Genomic DNA, 17,577 nt, shown 5'->3' with positions numbered 1-17,577 from the left:
ACGTCAGCGCTCCGGGGCTCCGCCAAGAACGGCGGGGCGAGGGCGGTCAGTGGCGGGCGAAGAACTCCAGCAGGTGCTTGGCGATCGCTTCCGGCTGGTCGTCGACCATGAAATGCGACGCGCCTGCGATCTCGCGAATTTCGAGGTCGTCGGCGTGGCCTTCGTGCCCGCCGAGGATGTCCGGCCGCACGACCGGGTCTTGGGCACCGGTGAGCAGCAGGGTGGGTGTGGTGAGGTGGGTGTCTCGGTAGCCGCCCGCCAACATGCGTAGCCCTGTTCGCCGGATGTATCGGCTGTAGATCAACGCCACGGCGCGGGCGTGCGCGGGGTCGCGCAACGGCTTGAGGTAGAACTCAAGCTCGTCCGGCGGCATGCCGTCCGGCTGGACGGTGTAGCGCAGCATGTGGCGGGCCAGCCACTGGCGACCGCGGGATACGCCCCGGACGCCCACGCCTGGAAGGGCGAGTGGCAGCTGATACCAGGCGATCCGCATTCGGCCGAGCATGCGGTGGTCGAGTCGGAAGTACGGGTGGGGGATCGACAGGCTGGCGTAAGCCTGCACGCGGTCCGGGTGCGAGAGGCAGAGTTCGAAGCCGAGGATCGCCGACCAGTCGTGCGCGACGAGCCGGACCCGATCCAGTCCCAATGCGTCGAGGAGGGCGAGGAGGTCGTCGAGCAGGGTGGCTCCGTCGTAGCCGGTTCGCGGCGCTTCGGTCCAGCCCGCTCCGCGCAGGTCGGGAACGATCACGCGGTACTGCTGGGCGAGCACCGGTAGCACGTCGCGCCACTCCCACCAGTTCTGCGGTACGCCGTGCAGCAGCACGACCGGCGAACCCTGGCCGGCTTCGGCGATGTGCATGCGCAGACCGGGAAGGTCGAGGTAGCGATGCTCGACCCCGGGTAGGGACGGAAGTTCGCTGGTCATGACCTCAGGCTACTACGATCATAGTGCGAAGTCACTATGATTATAGTGATCACGTGACGAGCACCAGACAACGCGCGCTCGATGCCGCGATCGAGCTGGTCGGCACCGAGGGACTGCGATCGCTGACGCACGCGAAGGTCGACTCCCGGGCCGGCCTGCCCAAGGGCTCGACCTCCAACTACTTCCGTACGCGGGACGCCCTCACGGTCGGCGTGGTCGAGTGGATGGCGCAGAAAGAACTGAGCGAGCTGACCCCGCCGGCCGCCCCGCGTACGGGGGACGAGCTCGTCGAGATGCTGGCCGGGCTGCTCGACTTCACGACCGGCCCCAACCGCACCGTCACCGCCGCCCGGCTGGCCCTGTTCAGCGAGGCGGCGCACGACGATCAGGTCCGGGCGGCGATCTCCCGCGGTCACGAGCTGATGCGTACGTGGGCGGACTCGGTGCTGACCGACCTCGGCGCGCCCGATCCGGCGACCGCCGCGAGCGCGCTCATCTCGATGAGCGAAGGCCTGATCCTGCATCGTATCGCGCGCGGCGCGGACGACGACCCGCGCCCGATGTTCCGCCTCCTGGTCCAGGCGATCCTGGGATGATGCGATGGTGGACGCTGCCGTGCGCGACTACGTCGAGGCCATTCCCGCCGAGAACCGGCCGCTCTTCGACCGGATCCATCGGATCATCACGGCGGAACATCCCGACGCCCAGTTGACGCTCTCCTACGACATGCCCACCTACCAGGTGGGCAAGCGCCGGCTCTACGTCGGCTCCTGGCAGCACGGCGTCTCGCTCTACGGGGCCGCAGGCCGTGACGGCGGCTTCCTCACGCGCCATCCCGAACTCCTGGCCGGCAAGGGGACGATCAAGCTGCGCCCGGAGGCGGCGGCTGCGATCGACGACAGCGAGTTTCGTGATCTGGTACGCGCAGCGCTGTCACCGGATGAGTGACCCGGTGCAGGCAGTCGCCAGTGCACCGAGGCGCTCTCCGCATCGTAGTGTTCCTGCATGGAGTCCGACGCGCGATCCGGAGACCCGGCGGCCCGGGTAGACCTCATCCTCCCGCAGGTGCGGCGAGCATGTGCGCCGCTTCCGGCGATCGCTCGGGAAAGCCCGACTGATCCGATTCCGCTGGCTGCCGGGCAGGCCGCAGAGGGACTCCAGATCCTCCTCGCGGTCAGCGCGGCGACACATGGGGCGGTTGCAGCCGGAGACGTGTCCACGCTCGCTGCTCAGGTCCGCAAGCTCCGAGAGGCCCGGAAAGTCCTGCAAGCGGCGGTCGACAACACCGACTTGCTGGTCGAGTTGCTCCGCTCCGTGGATCTCTAGGGGCTGGCCGGTCCGTCCGGTTGTCGAATCGACAGATACGCATGCAGCTGACCTGCTCCGGCGAGCATCGCGGTGCCGCGCCGGGTCAGCCGCGTACGCCAGTCGGCCAGGGTGGCTTCGAGGGGTTCGACGCCGCCCGCTGTGCGTACCTGGTCGAGCAGGAGGGCGATGCGGTCCAGGGGATAGCCGCCCCGGCGGAGTTGATGGGCCAGCTGAGCGTCGCGGATGTCGGCGGCGGCGTACACCCGGTAGCCGGTCGTGCGGTCCCGGCGGGGCCGCAGCAGACCGGCGCGCTCCCATTTGCGCAGGGTCGCCGGGCGTACGCCGAGCCGCCGGGCGAGCGGGCCGACGAAGGTGCCGCCGGTCGCCGGTTCCGGTGCGGCCAGGTCGCGCAACGCGTGCTCGACGGCGGTCAGAGTCAGCCGGTCCTGCCGGAGCTGGGCGTGCCCGGCGTCGATCACCTCCAGCGCGTGCTCGATCCGGTCGTCGTTGACCGCTCGCAGGATCTCCGTCGCGGCGGCGTGCCCGAAGCCGGGCACCAGGGCGAGGAACGCGCGCAGCGCTTCGGCGTGAGCCGGGGCGTACGCCCGATAGCCGGTCGCGGAGCGCCGGGCCGGTGGCAGGATCCCGGCATCTTCGTAGTTGCGGACGGCTTGGGTCGACAGACCGTGTTCGCGCGCGAGATCAATCGGGCGGAGGTCGACCGGGCGCAGTCGGGGTGAACTCACGGTTTGAAGCTTATCGGCCGATCCACTGCGTGAAGGGCGGGTAAAGTCTCAACCGGCGATTCAACGATACGGTTGAATGCATGACGAACTTGGACGCTCTCGCCGCTGCCGCCCGCCCGCTGACCCGGGAGGGCATTCTCGACTTCCTCGGTACGCTCCCGCGCCCACCCCGGATCCTCGGCCTCGGCGAGCCCACCCATGGACCGCAGGTCTTTCCCCGGCTGCGCAACGAGATGCTGCGCTATCTCGTGGAAGACGCCGGCTTCCGATCGATCGCCATCGAGAGCGACTGCCTGGCCGGGCTGCTCGTCGAGGACTACGTCCGCAGCGGGACCGGAGACCTCGACGACGTGCTGTCGAAAGGCATCAGCCACGGCTGGGGTGCGTACGCCGCCAACCGGGAACTGGTCGAGTGGCTGCGCGACTGCGACACCGAAGTCCGGTTCTACGGGTTCGACGCCCCGACCGAGAACATGTACGCCCGAAGCCCACGCGGTCCGCTGCTCTATGCGTACGAATATCTGTCCGAAATGGAACTCGTGCCCGGCGGCCGCGCCGAGATCGAGGGCCTGTGCGGCGATGACGCACGCTGGGAGGACCCGGCCGCGGCGATGGAGCCGGCGCGCGGTGTGGGGTCGGCGCCGGAGGTGACGCGGCTGCGCGTGATCGCCGACGACCTGCGGGCGGGGCTGCTCATCGCCGCGCCGCAGCTGATCGCCGCGACCTCGGCGGACGCCTGGTGGCGCGCTGAGCTGCACGTGCGGATGGCCGCGCGGCTGCTGCAGTATCACGCGGCGCTGGCCCACGACTGGCCCGGCCGGATCAATCGGCTGATGGCGTTGCGCGACGCGATCATGGCCGAGAATCTGTTGTCTATTGTGGAGCGAGAGGCGCGGCGCGGGCCCACGCTAGTCTTCTCCGCCAACGCCCACCTGCAGCGCCAGCTGAGCCGGTGGGAGCTGGCCGGGCCGAAACTGGCCTGGTGGAGCGCCGGCGCGATCGCCGCCACCCGGCTCGGCGACGACTACGCGTGCATCGTCACGGGGCTGGGAAGGTTGGGGGAGCGCGAGATCGGCGCACCGGTTCTGGACACAGTGGAGGGACGACTCGCCGCGCTGGGTCACGACCGTCTGCTGCTGCGCGGTCCGGACATGGCCAAGCTGACGGCGGATACGGTGCCGCGCAAGGGTTTCCCGGCCCGCGCGGGCTACTTCCCACTGGACGCCGAGCACCTCGCGGAGGCCGACGGGGTCGCCTTCCTGCGCGAGGTCTAGCTCGGCTCATCGCCAGCTGAGCTCGCTGGTTCGCTTGCGCAACGCGACAATCATCACGATCAACGTGTACGCACACAGCACGGCGAGTCCCGCCCACCCCGGCAGCGGGTAGTACCCGTTCGCCGGGGTGTAGTGGGCGGTGACCTGGGCGTACTCGGTCGCCGTCTGACGCACCGCGAAGCCCGCCGCCGGGGTCAGCCGCAGCAGCCACGCGGCGACCTCGTCGGGGAGGAACGGCACCACCGTGATCGCGTACGGCAGTGCGATCAGTGCCAGCGAGACGACGATGGCGAGCCACGCCCGGCGCAGCACCACACCGAGGGCGTACGCGAAGACTGTGGCGAGCCCCAGTACGAGGGCGAGCCCGACGACGACGCGTACGCCGGTGAGCAGCGGCAGCTGATCGACGGGCACGTCCTTGGCGGCGAGGATGGCGAGGCTGACCGGCACGGTGACGCCGACGGCGACGAGTGCGGTGGCGAACGCGGTCAGCCCGGTGCGGACCGCCCCTCGGAGGACGTCCCGCTGTTCCCGGGCGGTACGCGCGCCGCGCCGCCCGCCGATCACCAGCAGGATGATCAGCGCGATCAGCACGCCGGCGAGCACCCGGTCGGCGGTGATCCCGGAGTCCTCGGAGATCGGGCCGACGTCTCCGGTGCCGGCGATGGTGACGACGCCATCGTGCTCGGTCGCGCCGGACGCCACGTGCAGCTTCTCCCAGTCGGTGTGGTTCATCTCGCCGACCGAACCGCTCTGCCAGTCGCCGCCGGCGCCCTCGGTAGTCACGTGGTCGAAGACGCCGACGGCCTGGGTGAATCGCAGCTCCTCGATCGCGCCGCCGAGGCCGATCTCGCGCAACGTCAGGTCGCCCGGGGAGGTCGCGAGCAGGCCCACCTGGGCCGTCGCGGGCAGCCCGGCCAGGGTGGTGCGGCCGACCAGCCGCCAGTCGGTTCCGTCGGCCGACTCGTAACCCTCGATCTTGTCGCCGTCGCGGGTCAGCCGTAGCCAACGCGGGGACTGCTGCGACGCCGAGCTGCTGGCGGTCGTGCTACCGGCGACGTCGCCGGTGTAGGCGTACTGGAACCGGACCCCATGACTGCCGGTGAGCACTAGTGCGGCGTACGCCGACCCGGGGTGCACACCGTCCTTGACGATCACGCCGACCTTGGCCCACGGCGTGAGGCCGGGGACGATCTGGTCGTGGTTCGGCGGTGGATAGGTGATCGTCCCGGTCATCGAGGTCAGCCGCACCGTGATGCTCCCGGCCGGGCCGAGGTCGCGATGGCGGAACCAGAACCGGTCGCTGACCATCTCGCCGTCAGCGGTGACCGGCGTCTTCGGGCAGGGGCCATCGCAGTCGGACTGCACGCCGAACGCGTACAGCAGGCCCAGGGCCACCACGCTCACCACCGCGGAGGCGAGGGTGGCTGCGGTGAGGAAGCTCTTCTTCGACATGGCTGTCGTTCTACGGCGTACGCCGTAACACCGGCCGAACCGGCGTTGTCACACCGCTGTTAGGTCGGGCGAGGCATCCTTGGGACATGATCAGGCTGCGCAGACCGATTCGCGGCGGCACCGTGGGCCGGCGGTTCACGCTGCTCTACGCCGGGGTGTTCCTCGTGTCGGGGGCCGGTCTGCTCGGCCTGACCATCCTGCTGGCCGGTGGGGTCAGCTCCACGCAGCCCGCCCCCAACGGGACCACCACGACGGCGAACCTGCAGGAGCACATCCGCGCACTGGAGGATCAGCTCGCCTCGGTGCACGACGAACAGAACCGGCAACTGATCATGGGGGCGCTGATCGCCATGATCGCCATGGCCGGCGTCTCCCTGCTGCTCGGCGGCGCGCTGGCCCGGCGCGTGCTGCGGCCACTGCGTACGCTGACCGCGGCCACCCGGCGGATCTCGGCCGACAGCCTCGACCGGCGGCTCGCCGTCGAAGGCCCGGCCGACGAAGTGAAGGATCTCGCCGACACGATCGACGAGCTGCTCGGCCGATTGGAGACGTCCTTCGACGCCCAACGCCGGTTCGTCGCCAACGCCTCCCACGAACTGCGTACGCCGCTGGCCACGATGCGGGCCTCGCTGGACGTCGCGGTCGCCAAACCCGACGTGCCCCCGGCGACCGTCGCGCTCGCCGACCGGATGCGTACGCAGCTCGACCGGGTGGACCACCTGCTCGACGGGTTCCTCGTGCTCGCCCGGGCCCAGCACGGCGCGCTCGCCGACACCGCCCCGGTCGGTCTCCGCGACCTGGTCGGCGCGGCGCTCGCCGCCCGGCCCGCCGAAGGACTGACCGTCACCGTAGATGTGCCGGAGGGGATCGAGGTCGAGGGCAGCCCGGCGCTGCTCGCCCGGCTCGTCGGCAACCTCGTCGACAACGCGGTGGTGCACAACGAGCCGTCGGGGTTCATCGCCGTCTCCGCGTTTACCCGCGACGGTCACGCTGAACTCGTGGTGGAGACCAGCGGCGAGGCGTTCGAACAGAGTCAGGTCGATCGGCTGGGGCGGCCGTTCGAGCGGCTGGGCGTCGAGCGTACCGGGTCGTCGGGGCTGGGACTGTCCATTGTGGCGGCCGTCGCCGCCGCCCACGGCGGGCGGCTCACGTTGACCGCACGGCCGGGTGGTGGACTGCGCGCGACGGTGACGCTTCCGTTGGCTGCGACGGTGGCCGTCCCATGAGGATTCTCGTCGTCGAAGACGATCCCGCGCTCGCCGAAGTCGTCGCCGAAGGACTGCGCGATCAGGGAATGGCCGTCGACCAGGCGGGCGACGGGCTGTCCGCCGCCGCCAAGCTCGACCTCACGGCGTACGACGTGGTGGTGCTGGACCGAGACCTGCCCGGACTGCACGGCGACACGCTGTGCCAGATGATCACCGAGCGGGCCGAGCGGCCGATGGTGCTGATGCTGACCGCGGCGAGCGCGCCCGGCGACCGCGTGAGCGGGCTGACTCTGGGGGCCGACGACTACCTCGCGAAGCCCTTCCACTTCCCGGAGCTGGTGCTGCGCATCCAGGCGCTGGCCCGCCGCAAGCCGGACGCCCGGCCGAGAACCCTGCGCGTGGCCGGGATCGACCTGGACCCGGTACGCCGCACCGCCGTTCGCGACGGCCGCGCGCTCGACCTGTCGGTCAAGGAGTTCGCCGTCCTCGAAGCGCTGCTGCGGGCGAGTCCGGGCTTCCTGAGCGCGGAGACGCTGCTGGAGCAGGTCTGGGACGAGAACGCCGACCCGTTCACCAACACCGTCACCGTGACGGTCGGGCGACTGCGCCGAAAGCTCGGCGACCCGCCGATCATCGTCACCACTCCGGGGGTCGGCTACCGAATCGCGCCTCTCTGACTGTGCGCGCGGCCTACGCTGAGGCCATGACCAGTGCGTTCGCGATGGCGGCGGGCGATGGCGAGACCCTGCCCAATCCCATCGGCGGCCAGGTGACGATCAAGGCCGGGACGAGCCAGACCGGCGGCTCGATGACGGTGCTCGAACTTCTGGTCCCGCCGGCGGCCGGGCCCGGCCTGCACAACCACCAGCGCGACGACGAGCTGTGGTTCGTGCTCGCGGGCGAGTTCCGCTTCAAAGCCGGTGACAAGATGTTGTACGCCTCGACGGGCGGATTCGCCTTCGGGCCGCGCGGGCTGCCGCACGCCTTCCAGAACGTCGGCTCGGCACCGGGACGGCTGATGATCGTCACCACTCCTTCCGGCATCGAGAACTTCTTCACGGCGTACGCCGCATCCTCCGGCGTTGTCGACGCGGACGTGCTTGCCGAGTTGGGACGGGCGAACGGGATCGACTTCGTCGGGCCACCCATCGGCGTCTCCGATCCGCTCTGATCCCCGTCGCCCTGGCCCCCCTTCGCGTTGATCATGAACCTATGGTCGTGCTCGTCCGGCGTGTCGTGTCCCCTACGCCCTGATCATTTCCCCAGCACCCTGATCAACTCCGGCGTCGACGTCGCCTGGTCCGAGGTGCACATCGACACTTACTGGGCATTGCCGCCTGCTTCGTCGCCGGGTGAAGGCTGCGGTTTTGGGTGGGCGCTGTCCGAAATCGCACCGAAGAGAGTGGAGGCCGGGGTTCGCCGTTGCCGAATTGTCAGAGTTCCATGATCAGGGTCAATCCTGGGCTGTGATAGCGACGCCGAATTGACCATGATCATGGGCGGCCATGATCAGCGGAAGATTCGCGGTGCCATAGCCCCACATTTTCTCCGTTGATCTCCGCCAAGAACGTCGGAAGCCGACATTCGTGGGCCTTTCGTGCACTGATCGTCGGCATCCGACGATCTTGGAAAGCGGTCGGCGCGATCAAGGAAGCGGCCGGCGCGAGCCGGCGAGGCGCGGTGAGGGGGCGGGCCGATGCGAGGACTAGGGGTGGTCCGCCGTACGGGGCATAGACGACCACGTAGACAGTGACCTAGGTTGGCCGCACCCGTACGGCCGGTTGCCCTGGAGGTTTGATGGTTCGCGTCCGCGTAGTCGTGACCGCTCTGGTGCTGGCCGCCGCGTTGACCGCCTGTTCGGTGCAGACGCCGCCGTCAGTGGTGCCGACGCCGGAGACGACGTCCGCCGCGCAGCTCGCCGCCGCGGTGCCGGCGGAGATCCGGGCCCGGGGCACGCTGGTCATCGGCACCGACGCCACGTACGCCCCGAACGAGTTCCGGGACAAGGGTGGTGTGATCACCGGTTTCGATGTGGAGCTCTTCGACGCCATCGCCAGCCGGCTGAACCTCAAGACGCAGTGGCAGAACAGCTCGTTCGACGGGATCATCCCGGGCGTACGGCAGGGGCGGTTCCAGGTCGCCGTCTCCTCGGTCAGCGTCACCCTCGAGCGGGCCAAGGTCGTGGAGATGGTGCCCTACTACGTCGCGGGTACGCAGTGGGCCGCCCGCTCCGGGAACAAGATCGGCCCGGCGAACGTCTGCGGCCGCAAGGTGGCGGTGCAAGCCGACACCATTCAGGTGGACGATCTCGCCGTACGCTCAGCCGCCTGTCAGCACGCCGGGCAGTCCGCCATCGAGGTGCAGCAGTACGGCGGGCAAGGCGAGGCGACCGAGGCGGTGCTCGGCGGGCAGGCCGACGCGATGCTCGCCGACTCACCGGTGACGGCGTACGCCGTCAAGCAGTCGGACGGCCGGCTGGTGCTCTCCAGTGCGGTGTACGACTCGGCGTACTACGGGATCGTCTTGCCCAAGGGCCAGGCCGACTTCGCGAAGCTGATCGGCGACACGATCGACCTGCTCATCGCGGACGGCACGTACGCACAGATCGCCGCCAAGTGGGGTCTGGACCCCGATGGATTCCGGGGAACCACCCAAAAAGCCTAAGAAGCGGATTCCCGCAACGCGGCGACGCAGGCGGCGATCGCGGGGTGAGCGTCGGAGCCGGAGCGAAACGCGATGTGCGTACGCCGTCGCAGCGGCAACGGAGTGAGCGTCACACCAGGAGTCGGGACGACGCCGAGCGAAGGAACGAGCGCGACGCCGATTCCGGCTGCCACGAGCGAAAGCACGGCGGTGAAATCGTCGACGTGGTGGCGAATGCGTGGGGCGTACCCGGCGAGGTGGCAGGCCTGCACGGTCACGGAGTGACAGAGGGTCCCCGGGCTCCCCGCGATCCACGCCCGATCGGCGCAGTCCGCCAACGAAGGCGCACCGGCGAGGTGAACCGTCTCGGTCAACAGGTCGACCGTGGACACTCCGGCCTCGGGGGTGAGGGGCAGCCCGTCGTAGCTCTGCAGGAGAGCGACGTCGAGGCTCCGGTCGAGCAGGCGTACGGGCATGGCGGCCGGGTCGAGTTCGTGGACCGTCAGGTCGAGGCCGGGATGCTGATCGGCCAGCCGGACGAGGGCGGGCGGGAGCAGGGTGCGTACCGCTGAGGGGAACGCGCCGATGCGCAGGCTGCCCTCGGCGGCGGCGACGCTCGCGGCGGCGGATTCGAGCGCGGCCAGCACTGTGTCGGCCTGCCGGGCGAGGACCTGACCGGCCGCAGTCAGCCGGACGGTCCGGCCGGCCCGTTCGATCAGCGGTACGCCCGCCTCCCGTTGCAACGCGGTGAGCTGCTGCGAAACGGCAGAAGCGGTGTAGGAGTGCGCCTCGGCGACGGCGGCGATGGTGCCGAGCCGGGCCAGGTCACGCAGCAGGAGCAGCCGCCGGACGTCAAGCATCAGCTCAGCTTACGCATCACCGCAGAAAGCCGAACTGGTGCTTCCGAGTCAACGCAGCGACGCTGGGATCATGACGTTGAGTGGCCTGTTCGTCCCCATGATCACTCCCTTCGACCACGACGCCGCGGTAGACCTGAGCGGCTTGCAGAAGCTGGCGACCCAGGTCATCGACGACGGTGCGACCGGCCTGGTCGCGCTCGGCACGACCGCCGAACCGTCCGCGTTGAGCGCGTCCGAGAAGCAGCAGGTGCTCGACACCTTGAGCGCGGTGTGCCGGGAGTCGGGCAAGGAGATGATCGTCGGCGCGAACTCCCCGGACGAACTGCGCGCCCTGGCCGACCGTCCAGAAGCGGTCGCCGCGCTCACCTTGGTCCCGCCGTTCGTCCGGCCGGGCGAGGCGGGCGTCGTCGCGTACCTCGAACGGCTCGCGGCGCTCAGCCCGGTTCCGCTGGTGATCTACCACATTCCATACCGCACGGGGCAGGCGTTGTCGGCTGCCGCTTTGCGCGATCTCGCCGCGATTCCCACCGTCGTGGGCTTCAAGTACGCGGCCGGTGGCATCGACGCGACCACGATGGAGTTCATGGCCGATCCGGGGGTCACGGTCCTCGGCGGCGACGACCAGTTCATCTCGCCGCTGCTCGCGCTCGGTGCGCACGGCGGCATCCTGGCCAGCGCGCATCTGGCCACCCGGTCGTTCGCCGACCTTCTCGCCGACTGGCGGCCCGCACTCGGCCACCGGCTCGCGCGCCTGTCCGCCGCGCTGTTCGCCGAGCCCAGCCCCACGGTGATCAAGGCCGTGCTGCACGCGCGAGGCCGCATCGTTTCGCCACGGGTACGCCTTCCGCTCGTCCCGGCATCGTCGGTTGCGTGCGCGGCGGCCTGCGCGGCCGAGGCGGCCGTCACCCGAGCCTGACTGCTGCGGCATGATGGGCGTGTGCCACTGCTTGCGACTGCCGCCGTGCCCGAAGGGGCCATGCGGAATCAGGCTCAGCCGGTGCTGCGTACCGGGAACCTGGTGCTGCGGCCGTGGCGAGAGTCTGATGTAGACGCTGTGGTGGCCGCCTTCGCCGATCCGGACATCCAGCACTGGCACGTACGCACGATGTCCACCGGGGAGGCGCTCGACTGGATCGGGGGCTGGCCCCGCTACTGGGCGGCCGAACGGGCGGCGAGCTGGGCGATCACCGGCCCGGACGACGTGGCGCTCGGCCAGGCCGGGCTGCGGCAGGTGGACCTCTTCGAGGGGCACGCCCACGTGTCGTACTGGGTCCGGCCGGAAGCGCGCGGTCGAGGTGCGGCGGTCACCGCGACCGAAGCGATGGTCGACTGGAGTCTCGGCGAGCTGGGCCTGCATCGGTTGCAGCTCACGCATTCGGTACGCAACGAGGCGTCCTGCCGAGTGGCGGCGAAACTCGGGTTCCTGGCCGAAGGCGTACTGCGGGGAGCGGGCCGCCACGCGGACGGTTGGCACGACATGCACGTGCACTCGCGGCTGCGCGACGATCCCGCGACCGGCGTCTAGACCGATACCATAGTGCGCCGATAGGATTAGTGGAGATATATCCCCTACTAAACCGATGTGTGTTGTGGGTCTCTTTGTGCGCGCAGCCATAGGCAAGCCGTCCGTGATCTTCATACGATCTCCGGGCCGCCCTGGTGATCTGTCGCAAATGGACGAATAGTCGTCCCTGTCCGTCGGAAGGAAAGAGATGACCGCCGTCGCCGTACTTCCCGAGCGCAGAGCCCGTTGGCGGCGGATCACCACCGACCGCTGGGCTGTCGCGGGTGGCGTCACGGTCGCCGCGTTGCTGCTGATCGCCCTGGCCGCGCCGCTGCTGGCCGGATTGTCCGGGCAGGACCCGTACACGTATCACCTGGACGCCTTGGACGACTCCGGGGTGCCGGTCGGCTTCGGCGGCGGGATCGGCTCGGCGCACTGGTTCGGCGTCGAGCCGCTGACCGGACGGGACCTGTTCGCCATCACCGTCTACGGTGCGCGTACGTCGATCCTCGTCGGGCTGGCGGCGACCATGGTGTCGGTCTTCCTCGGCGCACTGGTCGGAGTCACCGCCGGGTTCTTCGGCGGCTGGTACGACCGGATCGTCGGACGCGCGATCGACGTGCTGTTCGGCTTCCCGACGCTGATCCTGATGATCGCCCTCGGCGCGATCGCACCCGTGCGCTTCCCGAAGCAACTCCTCGTCGTCGGGGTGATCGGGCTCTTCGGCTGGCCGGGTATCGCCCGCGTGGTCCGCGGTCAGACGCTCGCCCTCAAACAGCGCACCTTCGTCGTCGCGTCCGTCTCGCTCGGCGCGGGCTCCGGACACGTGCTCCGCCGCCAGGTGCTGCCCAATCTGGCCGCGACGATCATCGTGTACGCGACGATGCTGGCCGACCGGGTGGCCGTCATGCACCGTGGGCGGATCGTCGAGACGGGGCCCACCTCGGTGGTGCTGCGTACGCCTTCCGACCCGTACACCCGGCGGCTGCTGGCTGCGGCTCCGGTCGCCGACCCCGTTCGGCAGCGCTCTCGCCGCGCCGCGCTCGCTGCCTCGCTCGCTCCTTGATCTTGCCTCGCTCGCTCCTTGATCGTCGGGTTCCGACATTCTTGGCGGTTCGCGCTTCCTTGATCGTCGGAAGCCGACATTCGTGGGCCCTTCGTGCACTGATCGTCGGAAGCCGACGATCTTGCGCTCGGCGTGAGCGGGCCGGCGCGGGGCGTACTCAGGGGCGCTTGTCGCCGACGAGGCGGCCCGAGCGGATCAGCGCCCGGCGGCTCCCGGCCGGGGGCGCGGTGCCGGTGGGCATACCGGCGGTCTCCGGGTTGGCCCGGGTATAGAGGGTCACGGTGGTGGCCGGGGCGAATCCGCTGCTCTCCATCAGCGCCGCGGAGGCGTGATTGGAGTCCTCGACGTCGGTCACGACCCGGTTGGCCCCGGCGGCGAACAGTGCGTTGCAGCAGATCTCGACCAGCCGCCGGGCAATGCCCCGGCCCTGCTGATCCGGCGCGACGGCGATCCACTCCAGGTACGCCCAGTCGTCGCGTAACTCGAAGGTCATCGATCCGAGGACGAAGCCGACGACCCGATCGTCGACGAGAGCCACCCAGCAGGCTCCCTCAGCGGTGTCGAGGTGTTCCGCGATCGAGGTCAGCGACCACGAGGTGTAGGGCTTGACGGTGACGTCGTACACCTGGCGGCCGAGGTCGCGTACCTGGCGCAGGTGCTCCAGGCCCATCGGGGTGATCTTGACGTCGTCGTCCGCCACTCTTCCGAAGGTACGCGGCCACTCGACCGCGCACGCGGCATCACTGAAGTTCGTCGCCGTCGCTCCAGGGCCGCTGAAGGGGAATGCACTGCACCGCCTTGTGGATGACCGTGTACCGATCGGGATCGCCGGTCAGGATGTACGCCCGGTGCAGGAATGCCAAGAACACGAGGAAAGCGTCGTGGGCGTCGCGCCGGTGGCCGAGCCGGCGGAGGAAGTCCCCGAACGCTTCCCACTCGATCATGGGGCTGATGGACTCGCAGCTGTCGCGTTGCAGGAGGAGCTCCAGCAGCGCGCGGTCGGCGTCCTCGGCCGCGGCCTGGGCGAGGCTTCCGGTCGAGAAGACCACGAGGGCTGCTTCCGACTCGATCTCGGTCAGCAGTTCGCCGACGGCAGGGTTCCGGCCGTAAGCCGTGAGCGCCGAGGCGTCCAGGATGAGCTGAACGGTGCCCTCGGTCATGCGGTCCAGCCCATCTGCCGGCGGATCTCGTCGTATGCCCCGTCGTCAACGGCTTGGCGAGCGTTGGTCAGCTGCTCGCGTGCCCACTGGCGGGCAGACGCCCGTTCGGCTTCGGAGACCTGCCGACCGGCAACCTGCTCTGCCTTCAGGTTCAGGATGTGCCTACGCAGGATCGTGTTGACCTCGCTGGAAGCGTTCGAAGTCTGCTCGAGGTACTCGACCACGTCGTTGTCGAGGGTGAAGCTCTTGATCGTCTTCTTTCCCATGGCTAATATTCTGGCAGCGGTGAGCTAATAGGGCAAGGCCGGCCCGCCCTCGGCTAATCCGGCGGCTCGGTTGCCGGGCTACCGGAACCCGAGTGGCTCAGGTCCTCGGCCTGCTCACGTTCGTGATCTTCGCGTAGCTTGCGTTCGAAGGGGCGCTCGGGCTCCTCGGCGAACTCCTCCGGCGTCTGCTCGGTGAACTCGTCGTCGGGTGGGACCGCGTCCGGTCGCATGATGACCTCCCCTGTCGGCAGTCCCGGGGCAGCTACCCGGCTTGATCGGCACCGAAACCGCCGACAGGAAGGGCACCGAAACCGCCGACAGGGAGACGGCCTCAGCCGGCCAGGACGATGCCGCCGCGTACGCCACCGGCGGCCAGCCGCTTGTACGCGGTCGCCGCCTCGGCGAGCGGATAGGTCTCCGCCACCCGCAGCCGCAACCGGTTCTGCTCGACGAGGCCGACCAACTCGGCCAGGCGTACGCCGTCCGCCGCGACCTGGACGCCTTCGGTTCGGATGCCACGCTCCGGCTCGGGAGCGACCGGGTAGCCGTTCACGTAGACGCCGCCGTCGCGTACTGCGGCAAGCGCTGCCGCTCCGGCCAACGCGGGATCGTAGAGCCCGTCGACGCCGTCGCCGATCAGGGCGCGAATCCGGGCCGCGAGCGGCTCCGACCGGTCGACGAACCAGACCGCGCCTTGATCGCGTACAAGTTGCTCGTCTTGAGCGGTCGCGACCCCGACGACGCGCAACCCTCGCGCGGTCGCGAGCTGGACGGCGAACCCACCGACCGCACCGGCCGCGCCGACCACCGCGAGCGTCGCGCCCGCCGGAAGATCGGCCAGATCGAGCGCGTAGGCCGCGGTCAGCGCGTTGAGCGGCACCGTGGCGGCGAGAATGGGATCGACGCCGGCCGGTGCGAGCGCGGTGGCCGACTCGTCGAGCAGCGCGTATTCGGCCTGTACGCCTGCCCCGGCGGCGAGCCAGAACGTGAGCCCGACGACCTCGTCTCCGGGCTGGAACCGCTGGACGCCCGAGCCGACGGCGTCGACGGTGCCGGCGAGGTCCCAGCCGAGGACGCGGCGCTCGCCCGGGGGCGTGAGGTGCGCGAACGCGCCGTTCGCCGCGGCCAGATCGGCGGGATGGACGGCGTTGGCCCGTACGCGGACCCGCAGCTGCCCCGGGCCGGGAGTGGGCATGGGCAGGTCGGCGATGTCGATCGAGTCGAAGCCCTGCGGGCCGGTGACGGTGACTGCGCGCATTGCGAGTTCTCCTTCGTGGTGATGTTGCAACCAACCGTAGGAGAGGTACTCTCCTTCAGAAAGAAGGCACCTGGGAGTGCGTAGCCGACCGGAAGGTGAGCCCGATGCCGACGACGACCGCGTCGCGACGCCGTGAGCAGGCGAAATTCGAGTACAACGCGTTCCTTGCGCTGTGCCCGACCCGGCAGCTACTGGACTCGCTCAGCGACAAATGGGTCTGCCTGATCCTCGCCGCGCTCGCCGACGGTCCGCTGCGGTACAGTGACCTGGCCCGGCAGATCGCGGGGGTGAGCCAGAAGATGCTGACCCAGAGCCTCAGGTCGCTCGAACGAGACGGTCTGCTCATCCGCACGGTCACCGCGAGCGTTCCGGTCCGGGTCGATTACGAGCTGACCGCCTTGGGGGAGAGCCTGATGCCGGTGGTGCGCGCGGTCAAGATCTGGGCCGAGACCCATATGGATGAAGTCCTGGCGGCTCGGGCTGCGTACGACGGTGAAGGCTGACTCTTCCGCCACCTAAACTTCGGGGATGTCGCGCCTCGGGCTTCGCTTCGCCGTCTTCGGCTTCTGCCTGTTGACGCTCGCCACGCGGCTCCTCCTGACGTTCTGGTGGCAGCCGCTCACCCTTGATCTCCAGATCGCGGCCGGCTTTCTCCTGTACGCGGCCGGAGCGGTGGTGACCGCGGCGGTGCCTCTCGGTGGCTACTACCTGATGGTGCGCAAGTACCGTCCACCTTCGACATTCAGTTCCCGCGACGGCAGATTCGTCGCCCCCTCGAGTCCGGTCTTGCTCGGCCAGTGGTCCGTCCTCGTCGTCTTCATCGCCGGCGGGATGGTGTCGGCGGGTTCCGGCCTGCGCCTCGTCGCCTTGGTGATGGCCGGTGCGGCCCTGGCGTTCGCGATCCTGTTGCCGTTCCTGCCCCGCCCCTCGGTGGAGCTGAGCCCGGACGGCGTACTGATCCAGCGGTTCCGCAGCCGATCGTTGATCGCCTGGGCCCTGCTGCCGCCCGGCGGTCCGCTGCCGCCCGCGCCGAAGTCCCGCACCCTTTGGCTGTACGCGGCCGGCCCCGTGCGCTACGTCCGGCACGACATCCCGCTGTCCGTCGACGTCGACCGCACGTTCCTGGCGAACTCCATTCGGTACTACGTGGAGCATCCGGCCGCCCGAGCCGTGATCGGCACCGAAGCGGAGCTCACGCGGCTGCTCAGCTGACCTCGTGTTCTGCGGTCTCCCAGCCCGGACGGTGCGGCTCGTCGTTGTGGACGACGAAGTCGGCGTACCGGGTGGGGTGGGCGGTGGCGGAGTAGAGCTGTTGAGCGGGGATGTACCGCTCGCGCCAGCGCCGCTCGATCGCGGTGCGCGACGACGCCAAGCGCTCGCGGATCAACGCTCGTTCCACGGTCTTGTCGAGTGTCGTGGACACGAAGACGCGTACGTCCCACCGGTCGATCAGCTCTGGGCGCAAGAGGAAGACGCCGTCGAAGAGCAGCACGGCATCGGCGGCGGCCGTCTGCACCGGCGGTGCGACCACTGCGTCTTCGGCGTGGTCGTAGACCGCGGTTCGGAACCGTCGATCGCCGCCCGGGCCGAGCGGATCGAGCAGAACCCGGTGCAGCGCTTGGTAGTCGTGGGCGTCGAAGTAACAGCCCTCGGCCGAGAACTCGCCGCGCGGATAGCGCCGCACGCGAGGAAAGAGGAAGTCGTCGATCGTCGCGCGGATGACCTCGCGACCCTGTTCGCGGAGGATCGCCGCCAGCTCGTCGGCGAGGGTGGTCTTGCCCGCCGCGGGCGGTCCGTCGACGGCGACCCGCGTAGGGTGGGCGGCTCGGACGGTGGTGATCGCCTCGGTCAGGCGGCTGAGCAACTCGGTGCGGCTTCCTCGGTGCATGTCTTGCTCCCCGTCG

The 17,577-nt window shown here is 69.6% G+C and carries 23 protein-coding genes; 13 read left to right on the top strand and 10 right to left on the bottom strand.

Features of this window, described 5'->3' with window-relative positions; all coding sequences use genetic code 11:
• Window positions 1-46: 46 nt before the first annotated feature.
• Entirely contained in the window at window positions 47-925 is an 879-nt protein-coding gene (locus HOV77_RS02685) for an alpha/beta fold hydrolase (protein WP_290857043.1), read from the bottom strand.
• 53 nt (window positions 926-978) lie between these two features.
• On the opposite strand from HOV77_RS02685, the gene HOV77_RS02680 reads away from it, so the two are divergent.
• Genes HOV77_RS02680 through HOV77_RS02670 form a run of 3 tightly spaced genes read left to right on the top strand, consistent with a single transcriptional unit; the run spans window position 979 to window position 2,251 of the window.
• On the top strand, window positions 979-1,521 hold the full coding sequence (locus HOV77_RS02680) for a TetR family transcriptional regulator C-terminal domain-containing protein (protein ID WP_290857041.1): 543 nt from the start codon (window positions 979-981) through the stop codon (window positions 1,519-1,521).
• 4 nt (window positions 1,522-1,525) lie between these two features.
• Window positions 1,526-1,873: a DUF1801 domain-containing protein gene (locus HOV77_RS02675; RefSeq protein ID WP_290857039.1), complete on the top strand. Its 348-nt coding sequence runs from the start codon at window positions 1,526-1,528 to the stop codon at window positions 1,871-1,873.
• Between the two features lie 57 nt (window positions 1,874-1,930).
• Window positions 1,931-2,251: a DUF6245 family protein gene (locus tag HOV77_RS02670; RefSeq protein ID WP_290857034.1), complete on the top strand. Its 321-nt coding sequence runs from the start codon at window positions 1,931-1,933 to the stop codon at window positions 2,249-2,251.
• On the opposite strand, the gene HOV77_RS02665 is transcribed toward HOV77_RS02670, so the two are convergent.
• Window positions 2,248-2,979 carry a TioE family transcriptional regulator gene (locus HOV77_RS02665; protein ID WP_290857028.1) on the bottom strand — a complete coding sequence of 244 codons (732 nt, stop codon included), beginning with the start codon at window positions 2,977-2,979 and terminating at the stop codon, window positions 2,248-2,250. The genes HOV77_RS02670 and HOV77_RS02665 overlap by 4 nt on opposite strands.
• A gap of 80 nt (window positions 2,980-3,059) precedes the next feature.
• On the opposite strand from HOV77_RS02665, the gene HOV77_RS02660 reads away from it, so the two are divergent.
• Window positions 3,060-4,253, top strand: a complete 1,194-nt coding sequence (locus HOV77_RS02660) for an erythromycin esterase family protein (protein ID WP_290857025.1) — start codon at window positions 3,060-3,062, stop codon at window positions 4,251-4,253.
• Window positions 4,254-4,259: 6 nt separating this feature from the next.
• On the opposite strand, the gene HOV77_RS02655 is transcribed toward HOV77_RS02660, so the two are convergent.
• A complete protein-coding gene (locus HOV77_RS02655; protein ID WP_290857023.1) occupies window positions 4,260-5,708 on the bottom strand; it encodes a hypothetical protein in 1,449 nt (482 codons plus the stop codon).
• An 86-nt stretch (window positions 5,709-5,794) separates the two neighbouring features.
• On the opposite strand from HOV77_RS02655, the gene HOV77_RS02650 reads away from it, so the two are divergent.
• The 4 genes from HOV77_RS02650 to HOV77_RS02635 all read left to right on the top strand — a co-directional run bounded on the left by HOV77_RS02650 (window position 5,795) and on the right by HOV77_RS02635 (window position 9,580).
• On the top strand, window positions 5,795-6,934 hold the full coding sequence (locus HOV77_RS02650; RefSeq protein ID WP_290857021.1) for a HAMP domain-containing sensor histidine kinase: 1,140 nt from the start codon (window positions 5,795-5,797) through the stop codon (window positions 6,932-6,934).
• Window positions 6,931-7,593 carry a response regulator transcription factor gene (locus HOV77_RS02645; protein WP_290857018.1) on the top strand — a complete coding sequence of 221 codons (663 nt, stop codon included), beginning with the start codon at window positions 6,931-6,933 and terminating at the stop codon, window positions 7,591-7,593. The genes HOV77_RS02650 and HOV77_RS02645 overlap by 4 nt, the downstream gene beginning before the upstream one ends.
• 26 nt (window positions 7,594-7,619) lie before the next feature.
• On the top strand, window positions 7,620-8,087 hold the full coding sequence (locus HOV77_RS02640) for a cupin domain-containing protein (protein WP_290857016.1): 468 nt from the start codon (window positions 7,620-7,622) through the stop codon (window positions 8,085-8,087).
• A 626-nt stretch (window positions 8,088-8,713) separates the two neighbouring features.
• Window positions 8,714-9,580, top strand: coding sequence for an ABC transporter substrate-binding protein (locus HOV77_RS02635; protein ID WP_290857013.1), 867 nt, complete (start codon window positions 8,714-8,716; stop codon window positions 9,578-9,580).
• On the opposite strand, the gene HOV77_RS02630 is transcribed toward HOV77_RS02635, so the two are convergent.
• Complete coding sequence (locus HOV77_RS02630; RefSeq protein WP_290857011.1) at window positions 9,577-10,419, bottom strand: LysR family transcriptional regulator; 843 nt, start codon at window positions 10,417-10,419, stop codon at window positions 9,577-9,579. The two genes, HOV77_RS02635 and HOV77_RS02630, sit on opposite strands and share 4 nt — an antisense overlap.
• Before the next feature lie 70 nt (window positions 10,420-10,489).
• On the opposite strand from HOV77_RS02630, the gene HOV77_RS02625 reads away from it, so the two are divergent.
• From HOV77_RS02625 to HOV77_RS02615, 3 genes are all read left to right on the top strand, one after another.
• A complete protein-coding gene (locus HOV77_RS02625; RefSeq protein ID WP_290857005.1) occupies window positions 10,490-11,335 on the top strand; it encodes a dihydrodipicolinate synthase family protein in 846 nt (281 codons plus the stop codon).
• A 21-nt stretch (window positions 11,336-11,356) separates the two neighbouring features.
• Entirely contained in the window at window positions 11,357-11,944 is a 588-nt protein-coding gene (locus HOV77_RS02620; protein WP_290857001.1) for a GNAT family N-acetyltransferase, read from the top strand.
• 187 nt (window positions 11,945-12,131) lie between these two features.
• On the top strand, window positions 12,132-12,989 hold the full coding sequence (locus tag HOV77_RS02615) for an ABC transporter permease subunit (protein WP_290856999.1): 858 nt from the start codon (window positions 12,132-12,134) through the stop codon (window positions 12,987-12,989).
• A 157-nt stretch (window positions 12,990-13,146) separates the two neighbouring features.
• Here the strand turns inward: HOV77_RS02615 and HOV77_RS02610 are convergent, their stop codons facing one another.
• The 5 genes from HOV77_RS02610 to HOV77_RS02590 all read right to left on the bottom strand — a co-directional run bounded on the left by HOV77_RS02610 (window position 13,147) and on the right by HOV77_RS02590 (window position 15,673).
• Complete coding sequence (locus tag HOV77_RS02610; protein ID WP_290856997.1) at window positions 13,147-13,689, bottom strand: GNAT family N-acetyltransferase; 543 nt, start codon at window positions 13,687-13,689, stop codon at window positions 13,147-13,149.
• A 40-nt stretch (window positions 13,690-13,729) separates the two neighbouring features.
• Window positions 13,730-14,149 (bottom strand): hypothetical protein, encoded by a 420-nt coding sequence (locus HOV77_RS02605; RefSeq protein WP_290856994.1) that lies wholly within the window; start codon window positions 14,147-14,149, stop codon window positions 13,730-13,732.
• The gene (locus tag HOV77_RS02600) at window positions 14,146-14,415 is read right to left on the bottom strand and encodes a hypothetical protein (protein WP_290856992.1); all 270 of its coding nucleotides are present in this window, start codon (window positions 14,413-14,415) and stop codon (window positions 14,146-14,148) included. The genes HOV77_RS02605 and HOV77_RS02600 overlap by 4 nt, the downstream gene beginning before the upstream one ends.
• A gap of 53 nt (window positions 14,416-14,468) precedes the next feature.
• On the bottom strand, window positions 14,469-14,645 hold the full coding sequence (locus HOV77_RS02595) for a hypothetical protein (protein ID WP_290856990.1): 177 nt from the start codon (window positions 14,643-14,645) through the stop codon (window positions 14,469-14,471).
• Between the two features lie 101 nt (window positions 14,646-14,746).
• A complete protein-coding gene (locus tag HOV77_RS02590) occupies window positions 14,747-15,673 on the bottom strand; it encodes an NADP-dependent oxidoreductase (RefSeq protein WP_290856988.1) in 927 nt (308 codons plus the stop codon).
• 104 nt (window positions 15,674-15,777) lie between these two features.
• Here HOV77_RS02590 and HOV77_RS02585 point away from each other — a divergent pair, with 104 nt between their 5' ends.
• Together HOV77_RS02585 and HOV77_RS02580 are read left to right on the top strand one after the other, a co-directional pair.
• The gene (locus HOV77_RS02585) at window positions 15,778-16,176 is read left to right on the top strand and encodes a helix-turn-helix domain-containing protein (RefSeq protein WP_290856986.1); all 399 of its coding nucleotides are present in this window, start codon (window positions 15,778-15,780) and stop codon (window positions 16,174-16,176) included.
• A gap of 25 nt (window positions 16,177-16,201) precedes the next feature.
• Window positions 16,202-16,885, top strand: a complete 684-nt coding sequence (locus tag HOV77_RS02580) for a hypothetical protein (protein ID WP_290856984.1) — start codon at window positions 16,202-16,204, stop codon at window positions 16,883-16,885.
• On the opposite strand, the gene HOV77_RS02575 is transcribed toward HOV77_RS02580, so the two are convergent.
• Window positions 16,878-17,561: an AAA family ATPase gene (locus HOV77_RS02575; protein WP_290856981.1), complete on the bottom strand. Its 684-nt coding sequence runs from the start codon at window positions 17,559-17,561 to the stop codon at window positions 16,878-16,880. The genes HOV77_RS02580 and HOV77_RS02575 overlap by 8 nt on opposite strands.
• Window positions 17,562-17,577: the final 16 nt, after the last annotated feature.

This window comes from Hamadaea sp., from assembly GCF_013362815.1.
Classification (GTDB): domain Bacteria; phylum Actinomycetota; class Actinomycetes; order Mycobacteriales; family Micromonosporaceae; genus Hamadaea.
The sequence above is the reverse complement of the archived record's forward strand: the minus strand, read 5'-3'. Positions and strand labels throughout refer to the sequence as shown.